A 15,939-nucleotide genomic window follows, 5' to 3' on the forward strand; every position below is an offset into this window, starting at 1 on the left:
ATACTTCACTTTAAACATGACCGTGACCCTCATATTCACCGTCATATTCTTTATACTTTTTTTCGTCGCGTTGAGCTCTTTTTCGCAATAGCGCGAACGTACCGGCTTTATCCATAAGCTCCTCATAATCCGAATCTATGTCAACTATAAATTATAGTAACAGGCGAAGTATGCCTGTTCCAAAAAGATTCAAAAAAACACCACCTAAATAGAATATGCCGTTTCTAACCATTTAAAACGCCGATCATGGAAAACACCTTCTTTTTTTATTCTAAAGCACCACCGGTTACGCTACGAATAGTAAGCAACTCCGGATTCCGATGATCGGGATCCAGACAAAGCCCGGTATCGACCTGCAAACCTTTGTAAAGCACCTCATTTGGCCCCCAACTGTCATTGTTTTTGACGCGATCGCGCGTTCCCGTGCAATACTTGGCAGCGCCTGTACACCACTTCAACCAATAGCGCAGCCGGCAATTACGCTAAATGTCCCTTTATTATCTGAAAGGCGCAATGACTTTGTCGTTTTCCCATTCCAGACATCCCACTCAATATTAACAACCTAAAAAAACCCCTTTATGAAACCACATATAACACCTTTAAATACCTCAATTGTTAAGCTATCCATTACTTCTATCTCAGGCTTTATACGAACCCTCGTCGTCCTGATTTGCATTTTTTTATACGCACCGGTTAACGCACAAGGACAGTTGGCCCCGCCTGTTGAAAACCGCAGTGCTGATATGAATAACGCTGACCCTGACCGCTTATCGGGTTCCCTTTCAAGTCATGACCAATCCCTTCCGGTGAATTATGGGCCGATCAGCGCGATGGTCCGGAGCGGCATGCTGGTGGTAAGCTGGACTACCACCTTCGAAACCAATAATAAATTGTTTCTGGTTGAAGGCTCCATCGATGGAGATCACTGGGAGCACCTGGGCACGGTACTTTCGGGCGCGAAGGACGGAAACTCTGATAAGCCATTGGAATACAGATTTGAAAAGTCGTTCGATGGCGCGGAAATGGCAGGATTTTCCTCATTGTCCCTGTTATTGCTGGCGCTCGTTCTTATAGCGGTCTTTCCGGCTATGAGAAAAAAAGGTCTTTTCAGCGCAGTCGTGTTAATAGGTATTGCGATCAGCTTTACCACCACCTCCTGCCAAAAAGATAAGGTGGAAGCAGACGCAGGCGAAAAACCCATCAAATTCATACGTGTAGGTCAGATGGATATCGACAATGTCATCTATTACTCAAAAGTGATTAAGATGGTCGTGATGTAAATCCAGGTGCTTATATTAAAAAAGGTTTTAAAGTTTTGCCGGCTCTGATTTAAATTGTAATTTCAGAGAAACGGGCAGCCTATGAAACAATTAAGCACCTTGGCGTTGTTGTTATTGATTTCCGTGGCAACAGCGGCACAATCGATCTGGACAAATCCCATTGATGGAAGCATTTCCAGTACCACCAATCCTTATACAACGGGAGACGAGGTGGCCCCGGGTATAACGGTTTCCGGGATTGGAGCGAGTTCCCGTATCGCTGTAGTCACGAGCAGAGATCGTTTTAATGCCAGTTCGTGGTCCGCCACTTTTAATCAGGAGGAGTACTTTACTTTCACCCTTAATCCAGAGGGGCAGCAACTGATTCATTTTGAGAGCTTTCGCTTTTCATATCAGAAGTCCAACACGGGGCCAACGAACTACAGCCTGCGCAGCAGCATCGATAGTTTCAGCGAGGACATTGCCAGCGATGTATTGTCGCCATCGGGTACAGGAGACTTCTCTATTTCGTTAGCCTCTTCCGCCTTCCGGAACGTAAACGTTCCGGTCGAATTTCGTTTATATGGATGGGGGTCCACCTCCGCGGTTGGCACCCTAAGCGTCAACGATTTTCAATTCGGTGGAACGGTGTCAGGCACTGCATTGCCGGTAGTCTTCGGTGCGATTAAGGGTACGAGGGCAAAAGAAAGTCTTAGTGTTCAGTGGACTACTTTCAGCGAAAAGAACAACGGTCGTTTTGAAGTTCAATTATCCCGCAATGGCGTTGACTTTACAACAGCGAAGACAGTGCCTGCTGAAAGTGAGAATGCTGAAGGGATTCACCAGTATGAAGTAATTATTTCTTTAAGCGGGATAACTGTTGGGTTTCTCGCATCGCCATTCCTTTCTGTCCTGTTGTTTTTAAGGCGGAGGAGACGCTTGTCGGTTTTGTTCTTTATCTTGATAATCAGTTCGGTAGTATCAGGCTCCTGCACGAAAAGCAGTGCTGGTTTGCGGGAGACATCGGACGAGACGCTTTTTCTAAGGATCCGGCAAATTGATCAGGACGGTCGGTCAACTTATAGCAAGATCGTAAAAGTGGTCAGCTATTGATCAAGTGTAATATAAGGCGCTATCTTGTCAAAGTCATCCTTTGTTTGTGACACGATCTCCCGGATCGCAGGTATTGAAAGCGGCCCGTGCTCTTTTCTATGCTTCAATATATGATAAGCAGTGCGGCTGTTGATGAACGGGTGGTTATTGAGCTCGTCGTAGCCAGCCGTGTTTATGGGAATCTTTCTGATAAGGTTCGGATTGACCTGTAGTTGCGATCTGATCTGTTCGAACGTAGAATCAGGAACGCCGTAAGTTTCACCCACCTGTTCAATAGAGTGGAATCCGCCAAGCTTTTCCCGGAAGTTGACAATGCGCGTCGCCAGTTTATTCCCGATGCCGTATAACGATTCGAAAGCGGCGACATCGGCTGTATTGATTTCGATGACCTTGCGCGTCCGCCTGGCGGAGTAGTCAGCGCGGGGCTCCGGGGCGGCGGCGGACCAGGCGTTATCACCACGATCTTTGTAAGACTTCGGACTGGCTTCAGGTTCGATCGTAATGTACGGTTTCAGCCGTTCGAAATCTTCCCGGCTCAGATTGTAGATCTTTCCCAGGTCATCCGGTTTTCGAAACCTGCCGCCTTTGTTCCGGTAATTGATGATTGTTCTGACGGTCCGGTCGCGGAGGCCCAGTCGTTTCAACCCATGGGCGTCGAGCGTGTTGGGATTGAAAGCGAAGAGCTTACCTTCAGGAGCGGGGTTGGTAGTAAAATTGCCCGCATCTGTTGGCGGGCCGTCGATATCGGGAGCGTCTTCCGCGTTTTGGTTCGCTAGAAATGTCTTATCCGGCCGTTGTTGGTCGGCCAGGAGCAGGGAATCAGGACTCACTTCCGTAGTCATTTGTGCGCCGGAGCGAAAGAAGGGCAGCAACGCGGCGATCAGGACAATTGGAAGAAGGATGAGGATGGCGATCCGTTCTTTTTTAGAAAAGGAGAATAACTCTTTCAGGTAGTGTTTCGGTTGCATGATGAAGGTGATTTCTTTCAATAAAGGCAGGCAATTTCAATTTCCCGTAGAAATTACATGATGTTAAGTTAAGGTTACTCACTTCTAATTGGCGCGTAGCTCATCGCAGTTGGCATCAATCAGGGTGCCCTCTAAGTTACAAAAATTTATAATGACAGATATTATACATGAAATAATTTTGAAATATCAATTCCAGTCGTAACTTTGACAAGCGTCACAAATTACTGCTAGCCTGCGCCACGCGCTGCTAACCCGGACAACTGCCGAATCCAGCTGATAAGAAGACGTTCACTGTGAAGGATATAACAGGTCAGCCTTGTTTTAAGGAATAGCGGCGGAGTTTCCCGCTGCAGGCCCTGCTAAGGAGCATAGTTGGTTGATAGAGTAATATGTGGATGGATTCCGGGAATCAAAACTGGGAATATAAATTTTTAGACATGTCAAAAGCGGTTAAAAGAATCATCTGGATCTTTCTTATTGCAAACGTGGTGGGTGCTATTGGTGCTGGCTTTTTCGTTTACAGCAGCCACCTTGTCTTTTCTAATATATTGATGGGCATGAGCCTTTTATTGCACATAATATGGTTCACCCTGTTGCTTAAACTTCTTTTGACCAAAGGCCCCGCCAGGGGATAGGAAAGGAGAACCAAAGCTGTGCCTGTCCCGCAGATTCTAACCCCAAATTTACAAATAGGGACATTCCGTTAATGATCGTTACGTTTTTACTTGTGGCTTTAGGAGGGCTCACTTCTTACACCATATATAGGATCAGAAGTGATAAAAGTCTAACTTACAGGGAAAGAGACCATCTCACCTTTCTTCAGCTTTACTTTCCCGTTATCGGCGCAATAATATACTTCCATTTTTATAAGGAGCGCCTCAAGGAAGACCGGAAATCAGAAAAATGAAGAGCCGGCTGTCATTAGCTTTGGCCCGGAAAAATCGTTTTCCGGCCATTTTGGCAAATTTTTTGCTAATAAATTTTTTCTTAATTAATTATCCCCTAACTTTGCAGTCCTTTTATTTTGGCCAATAAAATTTTGACTGTACGAAATGTATTCAAGTAATTGAATTTCAACTGGATTTCTTTTAGCGATAAAAGTCTTCCTTTTTGGCATTTCTATGGGTCAATCATTAAAACCGGTTTATTATTTATGTCTGCTACAAGCGTAAAGCCGATAGCTATCGGCTCAAGAGTTAATTTCGGGAAAATCAAGCATTTAGCGGAAACACCCGATTTGCTCGAAGTTCAAATCCAATCATTTAAAGAGTTTTTCCAGCTCGAAACGACACCAGACAAGCGTAATATCGAAGGCTTGTTCCGCGTGTTCAAAGATAACTTCCCTATCACCGACACCAGGAACATCTTTGTGCTGGAATTCTTAGATTACTTTATTGATCCGCCCCGTTATTCGATCGACGAATGTATGGAGCGCGGCCTGACCTATGCCGTTCCACTCAAAGCCAAATTGCGCCTGAGCTGTAACGACGAAGAGCACGTGGATTTCCAGACAATCGTTCAGGACGTATTTCTCGGTAACATTCCTTACATGACCCCCCGAGGTACCTTTGTGATCAATGGTGCGGAGCGTGTGGTGGTGTCTCAGCTGCACCGGTCTCCGGGCGTATTCTTCGGACAGTCTGTTCACCCGAACGGAACGAAGATCTATTCTGCCCGCGTGATTCCTTTCAAAGGAGCGTGGATGGAGTTCGCGACCGACATCAACAACGTCATGTATGCTTACATTGACCGTAAGAAAAAATTCCCGGTAACGACCTTATTGCGTTCTATTGGCTACGAAACTGATAAAGATATCCTTGAATTATTCGGTATGGCCGATGAGGTAGCCGGTGACAGGAAATCTTTAGATGCTCATGTAGGTAAGAGACTGGCTGCCCGCGTACTGCGCACATGGGTAGAAGACTTCGTAGATGAAGACACTGGTGAAGTAGTATCTATCGAGCGTAACGAGATCGTGATGGAGCGGGATACGGTGTTGGATGAAGAAGCCATCGATACGATCGCTGACATGGAAGTGAAAAGCGTATTCGTTCAGAGAGAAGATGTGGGCGGTGACTACGCAATCATATATAATACATTAAACAAAGATACCTCTAACAGCGAGCTGGAAGCGGTACAGTTCATCTATCGCCAGCTTCGTGGCGCTGATGCTCCTGATAACGAAACAGCGCGTGGTATCATCGACAAGTTATTCTTTAGCGACAAGCGTTATGACCTGGGTGAAGTGGGTCGCTATAAGATCAATCGTAAACTGAATATTGATGCGCCTTTAGATCAAAAAACTTTGACTAAAGAAGACATCATTGAGATCATTAAATACCTGGTACGCCTGACCAACGGTAAAGCAGAGATCGATGATATCGATCACCTGAGCAACCGTCGGGTACGTACCGTGGGAGAGCAGTTATATGCTCAGTTCGGAGTAGGTCTAGCCCGTATGGCCCGTACCATCCGCGAAAGAATGAACGTACGTGATAACGAGGTGTTCACTCCGGTGGATCTGATCAATGCAAGAACACTTTCTTCCGTGATCAACTCGTTTTTCGGAACCTCTCAGTTATCGCAGTTCCTGGACCAAACGAACCCGCTGTCTGAAATTACGCACAAACGCCGTATTTCCGCGCTCGGGCCAGGTGGTCTGAGCCGTGAGCGTGCCGGTTTCGAGGTTCGTGACGTACACTATTCGCACTACGGTCGTCTGTGTACCATTGAAACTCCGGAAGGACCGAACATTGGTCTGATCTCTACATTGTGCGTTCACGCAACGATCAACGAGATGGGCTTTATCGAGACCCCTTACCACAAAGTGGAAAATGGTAAAGTGAACATGAAGAGCCTCAATTTCCTGAGCGCTGAAGAGGAAGATGAAGCAAAGATCGCGCAGGCCAACGCACCATTAGATGAACAAGGCAACTTCGTAAACGAAAGGGTAGCCAGCCGTGAAACCGGTGACTTCCCGATCCTGGACAGGAGCGAAGTAGAATATATGGACGTAGCGCCTAACCAGATCGTAGGTTTGAGTGCATCATTGATTCCGTTCCTGGAGCATGATGATGCCAACCGTGCGTTGATGGGATCCAACATGCAACGTCAGGCTGTTCCTTTATTACGTCCTGATGCACCTATCGTAGGTACTGGTCTGGAAGGTAAAGCGGCACGTGATTCAAGGATCCAGATCCATGCTGAAGGAAATGGTGTGGTAGAATTTGTAGACGCTAACGAGATTCATGTTCGTTACGACAGAGATGTGAATGAAAAGCTGGTGAGCTTTGAAGAAGATCTGAAAGTATACAAACTGACTAAGTTTATCAAAACCAACCAGGAGTCTTGCATCAACCTGATGCCGACTGTGAAAAAAGGTCAGAAGGTGAAAACCGGCGACTTCTTAACACAGGGATATGCGACTCAAAATGGTGAACTGGCGTTGGGTAAAAACCTGAAAGTGGCGTTCATGCCATGGAAAGGGTACAACTTCGAGGATGCGATCGTGATCAGCGAGCGTGTGGTAAAAGAAGACATGTTTACTTCCATCCATATTTCTGAATATGAACTGGAAGTTCGTGATACGAAATTAGGTGAGGAAGAATTAACCGCTGATATTCCTAACGTTTCTGAAGAAGCGACTAAAGACCTGGACGAAAACGGTATCATCCGTATCGGCGCACAGATCAAAGAAGGAGATATCCTGATCGGTAAGATCACTCCGAAAGGAGAAAGCGATCCGACGCCGGAAGAAAAATTATTGCGTGCGATCTTCGGTGACAAAGCCGGCGATGCAAAAGATGCTTCACTGAAAGCGCCCAACGGTGTAGAAGGTGTGGTGATCGGCAAGAAATTATTCCAGCGCGCTAAAAAAGATAAGAACGCGAAAGTTAGAGAGAAAGCCGCGATTGAAAAGCTGGATAAGATCCACGAGAAGAATGAGCAGGACCTGTTAAATGTGTTGTTGGAAAAGCTGGGTACTTTGCTGGAAAACCAGACTTCTGTAGGCGTGATGAACAGCTTTGACGAGATCGTGATTGGTAAAGGTTCTAAGTTCAACGCTAAAAACCTGGCTTCTCTGGACTACGCCAACATCAATCCGCTGAACTGGACCTCTGACGAGAAGATCAATGACCAGGTAAATACCCTGTTGCACAATTATAACATCAAGTTCAACGAAGAACTGGGCCGTTATAAAAGAGAGAAATTCAACATTTCCATTGGTGATGAATTACCTGCAGGCGTATTAAAACTGGCTAAGGTTTACCTGGCAGTGAAGCGTAAGCTAAAAGTGGGTGATAAAATGGCGGGTCGTCACGGTAACAAAGGTATCGTAGCGAAGATCGTTCGCCAGGAAGATATGCCTTTCTTAGAAGACGGATCGCCTGTTGATATTGTATTGAATCCACTGGGTGTACCTTCCCGTATGAACCTCGGACAGATTTATGAGACCGTGTTAGGATGGGCTGGTAAAGAGCTGGGCGTGAAATTCGCTACACCGATCTTCGATGGTGCTTCAACTGAAGAAATTGAGAAATATTGCGACGACGCGGGTATTCCTAAGTTCGGACACACGCACCTTTATGATGGTGAAACCGGCGAACGCTTCCACCAGAAAGCAACCGTGGGTGTTATCTACATGATCAAGCTTCACCACATGGTGGATGATAAGATGCACGCACGTTCGATCGGGCCATACTCCTTGATCACGCAGCAGCCGCTGGGTGGTAAAGCGCAGTTCGGTGGTCAGCGTTTTGGTGAGATGGAGGTGTGGGCACTGGAAGCATACGGCGCATCCAACATTCTTCAGGAGCTGTTGACCATCAAATCGGATGATATCATTGGCCGTGCTAAAACGTACGAAAGCATTGTAAAAGGTGAAAACGTACCTCGCGCCGGTGTTCCTGAATCGTTCAACGTATTGGTGCACGAGTTGAGAGGCCTGGGATTAGACCTTACGTTCGAATAAGGAAGCGACCATGGTCCATGGCCCATGGTGCATAAAGTGATATAATAAAAAAATTCTGAGTTGAGGTAAAATCTCAAATCATAAATCTCAAATCATAAATTGATTTATGGCTACAAAAAAAGAAAATCGTCCAAAAGCAGCGTTTTCAAAAATAACCATTGGCCTTGCATCGCCGGACTCTATACTTGAGAGAAGTTTCGGTGAAGTATTGAAGCCAGAAACAATCAACTATCGTACTTACAAACCCGAGCGTGATGGTTTGTTTTGCGAAAGAATATTCGGTCCGGTAAAGGACTACGAATGTGCTTGTGGTAAATACAAGCGTATTCGTTATAAAGGCATCGTTTGCGACCGTTGTGGTGTGGAAGTAACTGAGAAAAAAGTACGTCGCGAAAGAATGGGCCACATCAAACTGGTAGTGCCTGTAGTGCATATCTGGTATTTTAAATCACTGCCTAACAAAATTGGTTACCTGTTGGGAATGAGCTCCAAGAAATTGGAGACCATTATCTACTACGAGCGTTATGTCGTAATACAGGCGGGTGTGCGTGAAGATAAAGGCCAGAACTATGGTGATTTATTAACGGAAGAAGAATACCTGGACATACTGGATGCTTTACCCAAAGACAACCAGTATTTGCCTGATGATGATCCCCAAAAATTCATCGCCAAGATGGGTGCTGAAGCGGTTCATGATCTGTTACAAAGGATTGACCTGGATCAGTTGTCATTTGATCTGAGAAACTCGGCCGCTACTGAAACTTCTCAACAGCGTAAAGCAGATGCCTTAAAGCGTCTGAGCGTTGTAGAAGCTTTCCGTGATGCCAACACACGTATTACCAACCGCCCCGAGTGGATGGTAATGCAATACATCCCGGTGATTCCGCCAGAGCTGCGTCCTTTAGTACCTCTGGATGGTGGTCGTTTCGCTTCTTCAGATCTGAACGATTTATACCGTCGTGTAATCATCCGTAACAACCGTCTGAAACGTTTGATGGAGATCAAAGCACCTGAGGTGATCCTGCGTAATGAAAAACGTATGCTTCAGGAAGCGATCGACTCATTGTTTGATAATAGCCGTAAGTCTAACGCTGTTAAAGCAGAAGGCGGACGCGCGTTGAAATCTTTGAGCGACGTATTGAAAGGTAAACAGGGCCGTTTCCGTCAGAACTTATTAGGTAAGCGTGTGGACTACTCTGGTCGTTCGGTGATCGTGGTAGGTCCTGAAATGAAAATGCACGAGTGCGGTTTACCAAAAGATATGGCTGCGGAACTGTTCAAGCCGTTTATCATTCGTAAATTAATTGAAAGAGGTATCGTAAAAACAGTAAAATCTGCAAGGAAACTGGTAGATAAAAAAGAAGCTGTTATTTGGGATATCCTTGAAAATATTCTGAAAGGTCACCCGGTAATGTTAAACCGTGCCCCAACGCTGCACCGTTTATCCATCCAGGCCTTCCAGCCCAAGCTGATCGAAGGTAAAGCGATCCAGCTGCACCCATTGGTAACGGCGGCGTTCAACGCCGACTTTGATGGTGACCAGATGGCGGTACACGTGCCTTTAAGCAACGCTGCGATCCTGGAAGCCCAGTTACTGATGCTGGCTTCTCACAACATCCTCAACCCGCAAAACGGTACACCCATTACCCTTCCTTCTCAGGACATGGTACTCGGTCTGTACTATATCACTAAAGGTAAAAAGTCTACCGAGACTGAACCTGTACGCGGCGAAGGCAAAGCGTTTTACTCAGCTGAAGAAGTGATCATTGCTTACAATGAAAAACGCGTGGATCTTCACGCGTGGATCAAAGTAAAAACAGTGGTGCGTAACAATGATGGTCAGCTGGAAAATAAATTACTCGAAACGACCGTAGGTCGTGTGATCTTCAACCAGCACGTTCCTGAAGAAGTAGGATTTGTAAATGCGCTGTTGACAAAGAAGAACCTGCGTGAGATCATTGGTGATATCATTGAAATTACCAACGTTCCTAAAACCGCTAAGTTCCTTGATGATATCAAGCAATTAGGTTTCCGTACTGCCTTCCAGGGTGGTCTGTCATTCAGTATTAATGACCTGATCATTCCTGAAATCAAAGCTGAGTTACTGGAAAATGCGAAGAATGAAGTAGACGAGGTTTGGGACAACTATAACATGGGTCTGATCACCAACAATGAGCGTTACAACCAGATCGTAGATATCTGGAGCCGTGTCGATACCAGACTTACAGAGACTTTGATCCGCGAGCTGAGCTCAGATAAACAAGGTTTCAACTCGGTATACATGATGCTGGATTCAGGTGCCCGTGGTTCCAAGCAGCAGATCAAGCAGCTGGCCGGTATCAGGGGACTGATGGCGAAGCCAAGGAAATCGGGATCTACAGGATCTGAGATCATTGAAAACCCGATCCTTTCCAACTTTAAAGGTGGTCTGAACGTATTGGATTACTTCATCTCTACCCACGGTGCGCGTAAAGGTCTGGCCGATACCGCCCTTAAAACAGCCGATGCGGGTTACCTGACCCGTCGTCTGGTAGACGTGTCGCAGGATGTGGTGATCACCGAAGAAGATTGCGGAACATTACGCGGTATCAATATTTCAGCGTTAAAAGACAACGAAGATATTATCGAACCATTAGCAGACAGGATCGAAGGTCGTACCTCATTACATGATGTATACCATCCTCAAAGCGATGAATTGATCATTGAGGCGGGCACAGAAATTTCTGCATCCGTAGCTAAAAAGATCGAAGATTCCGGAATTGAGTCGATCGAGATCCGTTCCGTATTGACTTGCGAAAGCAAGCGCGGATGCTGCGTGAAATGTTATGGTAAAAACCTGGCTTCAGGTATACTGGCACAAAGAGGTGATGCAGTAGGTATCATCGCAGCCCAGTCGATCGGTGAGCCTGGTACACAGCTGACACTTCGTACCTTCCACGTGGGTGGTGTGGCCGGTTCTGCATCAGTAGAATCAACCTTGATCGCGAAGTTCGACGGTACCATACAGTTCGACGGTGTTCGTTCCGTAACAACTACCAATGCAGAAGGTGATGAAGTGAAAGTGGTAATTGGTCGTACGGGTGAAGCGCGTATCATCGATACGAAAGCCGACAGGTTATTAATTACTAACAATATTCCTTACGGTTCAACCTTGCTGGTAAAAGATGGCCAGAAGGTCTCCAAAGGTGATGCGATCTGCTCATGGGATCCATACAACAACGTAATCGTTGCTGAAGTAGATGGTGTGTTGAAGTTTGAAAATGTGATCGAGGGCGTTACCTACCGTGAAGAGTCTGACGAACAAACCGGTCACCGTGAGAAAGTGGTAATCGAAACAAGAGATAAGACCAAGATTCCTTCGATTTTGCTGGAAGGTAAAACCGATAAATCTTACAACTTACCTACTGGTAGCCATATCATGCTCGATGAGGGATCTGAAGTGAAAGCCGGTAAAGTGTTGGTGAAAATTCCTCGTGTGTTAGGTAAGCTGAAAGATATCACCGGGGGTCTGCCTCGTGTAACTGAGCTGTTTGAAGCACGTAACCCAAGTAACCCTGCTGTGGTTTCTGAGATCGATGGTGTGGTAACAATGGGTGCTGTTAAACGTGGTAACCGTGAGATCATTATCGAAGCCAAAGATGGCGTAACCAGGAAATACCTGGTGCCGCTTACAAGGCAGATCCTGGCTCAGGACGGCGACTTCGTAAAAGCAGGTACTTCTTTGAGTGACGGACAGGTTTCTCCTCAGGACATTCTTTCTATACAAGGTCCGTTCGCCGTACAACAGTATGTGGTGAATGAGATCCAGGAGGTATATCGTTTACAAGGTGTAAAAATCAACGATAAGCACATCGAGGTGATCGTTCGCCAGATGATGCGTAAAGTAAGCATCGTAGACCCGGGTGATACCCGCTTCCTGGAAGATGACCTGGTAGATAAGTTTGAGTTTGTTGAAGAGAATGACTATGTGTACGAGAAGAAAGTAGTAACCGATCCGGGTGACTCTTCCAAACTGCGTGCCGGCCAGATTATCAGCCTGCGTGATCTGAGAGAAGAAAACTCTGTATTGCGTCGTAACGATAAGAAACCGGTTGAGTTCAGGGATGCACAACCTGCCACTTCAGCGCCAACCTTGTTGGGTATTACCAAGGCTTCTCTGGGTGTACAAAGCTGGATCTCGGCTGCGTCGTTCCAGGAAACAACGAAAGTACTGTCTTCTGCAGCGATCCATGGTAAAGCAGACGATATGCTCGGTCTGAAAGAAAACGTGATCACCGGCCACCACATACCGGCAGGTACAGGTCTTCGCGAGTTCGAAAACATGATCGTAGGTAGCAAAGAAGAGTACGAATTGTTGCAAACTACCCGCGAAGCGATGGCTTTCGACGAAGAAGAATAATAACTTCAAAGCAATTTTTTATACAGGAGCAGTGCCGAACCGGTACTGCTCCTTTTTATTTCCCGTAATCGGTCGCTTTGCAGTGAATCCCATTCCGTTAAGCCTTTCATAAGAAAGAGATTAGTATGTGGTTTTTCCTGAATTGATCCTTATATTGCAGGTTTAAAACTATTTGTAATTTGTGGAATAAGCATAGGATCTCGGGTCAGATATCATATCGGCTTCAGAGGTCATGTAGCGCTGACTTCCCTCTGTGACAAAGGAAATTAAAGAGTTATTACATGAAACAGGCGTTAATAATTGTAAATGCTTTGCTGGTGATCGCGGTGTCGTTTTTATTGTATAAGCAATTTGCAAGAAACTCCGAGCCAGTAGTTACCGCTAAAACCAACTTCAAAGACAAGGATTCATCCAACAGAAAAGTGACATTCGCCTACATGAATCTGGATTCGATCCAGAACAATTATGAATTCGCTAAAGTGTTGCTGCGGGAAGTGGAAAAAAGAAAGGAAAACCTGGAAGCGGAAATCAACAAAATGGACAGGGCGTATCAAACTAAAATAGAAGGATACCAAAAGCGCGGAGCTACCATGACTGAAGAGCAGGTAAATGCCGCAAAGGTGGACGTACAGGAAACCCAGCGACAAATGTTTGAGAAACGTCAGTCATTGGAAAGTGAGTTTCAAAACTGGACAGCATCCAAGAACCTGAGCCTGATGAAAAATATCCAGGACTATCTGAAAAAATTTAATGCGGACGGAACTTATTCTTTTATTTTCTCTTACGAGCCAGGCCTGTTTTATTATAGCGATTCTACCTATGACATCACAAACCAGGTACTGAAAGGTTTGAATCAGCAGTACGAGACAGAAAAAAAGAATAAGAAATAAGGACTTAATTTATAAGGTCCACTCAACAATACTATTTTCCCACTCAGTTTTATAAGGAACGCTGACGCGGATATAATTATCCGTATAGCCTTCCATCATGCCATTTTTATTGTGGTTTTCGAAAAGTACTTTTCGGGTTTGTCCGGCATGTTTAGCTTCAAAGTATTGCATTTTCATGTAGGAAAGGTTGCGAAGGGCTTTATTGCGCTCGTGCCTTGTATGAATGGGCACCACAGGGCCAAGGTTTAAGGCGTGTGTGTTATCCCTTTCCGAATAAGTAAACACGTGCAGGTAAGAAATATCAAGGCCGTGCAGGAAATCATAGGTCTCCTTAAACTCTGCTTCCGTTTCACCCGGGAAACCAACGATCACATCCACGCCGATCGCACAATGAGGCATCAGCGTTTTGATCAGGCCTACGCGCTCCGCATATAACTCTCGTTTGTACCGGCGACGCATCATGCCCAGGATCTTATTGCTGCCGCTTTGCAGGGGAATGTGGAAATGGGGCATGAAGCGTTTACTTTCCGCCACAAAAGCCACCATGTCGTTTGTCAGAAGATTAGGTTCGATAGAAGAGATCCGGTACCGTTCAATGCCTTCGATCCGGTCCAGCTCAAGAATAAGCTTATAAAAATTTTCTTCCCGGTTCTGAAAAGAAATGGGTCCGTTTCCATCGGGCCCCTTCCCAAAGTCGCCCAGGTTGATACCGGTCAGCACAATCTCTTTTGCACCGCCGGCAGCAAGGCTTTCAGCACTTTTGATCACGTTCGCAATACTATCGCTCCGGCTTTTCCCCCGCGCCATGGGGATCGTACAGAAGGAGCAATTATAATCACAGCCATCCTGCACTTTCAGAAAAGTCCTGGTGCGGTCATTAATGGAAAAGGAGGTGTTAAAACCACTCACTTCTTCAATATCGCAGGAACAGATTTTAGTGGAATCGCCTTTAACGATGTCTTTGATATGTTTTGTAATATTGAATTTTTCGGCGGCGCCCAGGACCAGGTCAACCCCCGGGATTTCCGCGATCTCTTTGGGCTTTAACTGGGCATAGCAGCCCGTGATCACAACTATGCTTTCAGGCGATTTGCGCTGAATACGGCGCACCAGCTGGCGGCACTCTTTGTCCGCGTTTTCGGTAACCGAACAGGTGTTGATGACGTACACATCAGCAGCTTCAGTGAATTCCTTTTTCACAAAACCCTCATGTTCCATCATCCGGGAAATAGACGAGGTTTCGGAGTAATTTAATTTACATCCCAGGGTATGAAAAGCGACTGATTTTGCCTCCTGCATAAGAGTGCAAAGGTAGTTTTTTTGAGTAATACGACCTCACGGGTTTTAAAAACGGGTGAGGTCGTATTGACGGTGAAAGCCAAGAAATTGATGTATGTCAGGTTTTTCCCGACCAGATGGGGATGAGGCGGATCGCTACGAACCAGGCCTAACCTGGAAAATTTTATAATGTATTTTCTTTCCTAACCTTCCCGAACGTTAGGCCTTGCCCATCTCCTTACTCGATAAGATCAATTACATTTGCTTCTGGTATGCCACTGCTACGTTTTCTATTCAGTATCTATGCCGCGATCATTTTTATCGTGCTGATGCTTTTAATATTTCCGTTCGTCATCATTGCCAGCTTTTTTGGCAGGATCCGTGGGGGAAATATGATTTACCGGTTGTGCGTGTTGTGGGCGGATCTTTGGTTTGCGCTCACATGGATTAAGGTCACGCACAGATATGAGCAGCCATTCGACCATGATAAAAAGTATATTATTGTAGCCAATCATATTTCCTACCTCGATATCCCGATGCTCGTCAAAGCCTTTCGCAAACCACTGCGGCCGCTGGGCAAGATCGAAATGACGCGGATCCCCGTGTTTGGCTTTATTTATAAATATGCCATCGTCGCGGTAGACCGGAGCGACGCCCGGCACCGGGCATTGAGCCTGCGATTGCTTCGTTCCATACTCAATAAGGGTATTTCCATTTTTGTCTTTCCGGAAGGTACTTTTAACGAGACGCATGCGCCGCTGAAATCCTTTTACAACGGGGCATTTAAACTGGCGATCGAAACGCAGACGCCGATCAAGCCCGTGCTGTTCCTCGATACCTACGAGCGGATGCACTATCAAACTATTTTTTCATTGAATCCCGGTAAAAGCCGGGTAGTACATCTCAAAGAAGTTCCCGTTGATCACCTAACGATCAACGACGTTTCGATATTAAGGGATCAGGTGTATCGGGAAATGGAGGAAGCGATCATCAGGTACAAAGCGTCGTGGCTAACCACTGATGAATGAAGCCGACACACACCATGTCAACATTCATGAAG

At 45.9% G+C, this 15,939-nt stretch carries 9 protein-coding genes; 7 read left to right on the plus strand and 2 right to left on the minus strand.

Going from position 1 to position 15,939, the window contains the following annotated elements:
- Window positions 1-578: 578 nt before the first annotated feature.
- Window positions 579-1,280 (plus strand): hypothetical protein, encoded by a 702-nt coding sequence (locus tag ACU37H_RS14115; protein ID WP_472703464.1) that lies wholly within the window; start codon window positions 579-581, stop codon window positions 1,278-1,280.
- Window positions 1,281-1,361: 81 nt separating this feature from the next.
- Complete coding sequence (locus tag ACU37H_RS14120) at window positions 1,362-2,372, plus strand: hypothetical protein (protein ID WP_472703463.1); 1,011 nt, start codon at window positions 1,362-1,364, stop codon at window positions 2,370-2,372.
- Here ACU37H_RS14120 and ACU37H_RS14125 read toward each other — a convergent pair.
- On the minus strand, window positions 2,366-3,340 hold the full coding sequence (locus ACU37H_RS14125) for a ComEA family DNA-binding protein (protein ID WP_472703462.1): 975 nt from the start codon (window positions 3,338-3,340) through the stop codon (window positions 2,366-2,368). The two genes, ACU37H_RS14120 and ACU37H_RS14125, sit on opposite strands and share 7 nt — an antisense overlap.
- Window positions 3,341-3,777: 437 nt before the next feature.
- On the opposite strand from ACU37H_RS14125, the gene ACU37H_RS14130 reads away from it, so the two are divergent.
- The 4 genes from ACU37H_RS14130 to ACU37H_RS14145 all read left to right on the plus strand — a co-directional run bounded on the left by ACU37H_RS14130 (window position 3,778) and on the right by ACU37H_RS14145 (window position 13,601).
- Complete coding sequence (locus ACU37H_RS14130; protein WP_472703461.1) at window positions 3,778-3,975, plus strand: hypothetical protein; 198 nt, start codon at window positions 3,778-3,780, stop codon at window positions 3,973-3,975.
- A 518-nt stretch (window positions 3,976-4,493) separates the two neighbouring features.
- On the plus strand, window positions 4,494-8,312 hold the full coding sequence (gene rpoB, locus ACU37H_RS14135; protein ID WP_472703460.1) for a DNA-directed RNA polymerase subunit beta: 3,819 nt from the start codon (window positions 4,494-4,496) through the stop codon (window positions 8,310-8,312).
- 106 nt (window positions 8,313-8,418) lie between these two features.
- Window positions 8,419-12,711: a DNA-directed RNA polymerase subunit beta' gene (gene rpoC / locus ACU37H_RS14140; RefSeq protein WP_472703459.1), complete on the plus strand. Its 4,293-nt coding sequence runs from the start codon at window positions 8,419-8,421 to the stop codon at window positions 12,709-12,711.
- Window positions 12,712-12,992: 281 nt separating this feature from the next.
- Window positions 12,993-13,601 carry an OmpH/Skp family outer membrane protein gene (locus ACU37H_RS14145; RefSeq protein ID WP_472703458.1) on the plus strand — a complete coding sequence of 203 codons (609 nt, stop codon included), beginning with the start codon at window positions 12,993-12,995 and terminating at the stop codon, window positions 13,599-13,601.
- A gap of 9 nt (window positions 13,602-13,610) precedes the next feature.
- On the opposite strand, the gene mtaB is transcribed toward ACU37H_RS14145, so the two are convergent.
- The gene (gene mtaB, locus ACU37H_RS14150) at window positions 13,611-14,900 is read right to left on the minus strand and encodes a tRNA (N(6)-L-threonylcarbamoyladenosine(37)-C(2))-methylthiotransferase MtaB (RefSeq protein ID WP_472703457.1); all 1,290 of its coding nucleotides are present in this window, start codon (window positions 14,898-14,900) and stop codon (window positions 13,611-13,613) included.
- A gap of 251 nt (window positions 14,901-15,151) precedes the next feature.
- Between mtaB and ACU37H_RS14155 the strand changes: the two genes are divergently transcribed.
- Window positions 15,152-15,907, plus strand: coding sequence for a lysophospholipid acyltransferase family protein (locus ACU37H_RS14155; protein ID WP_472703456.1), 756 nt, complete (start codon window positions 15,152-15,154; stop codon window positions 15,905-15,907).
- The last annotated feature ends 32 nt before the right edge of the window (window positions 15,908-15,939 follow it).

The organism is Niabella sp. ZPM-14, assembly GCF_055693045.2.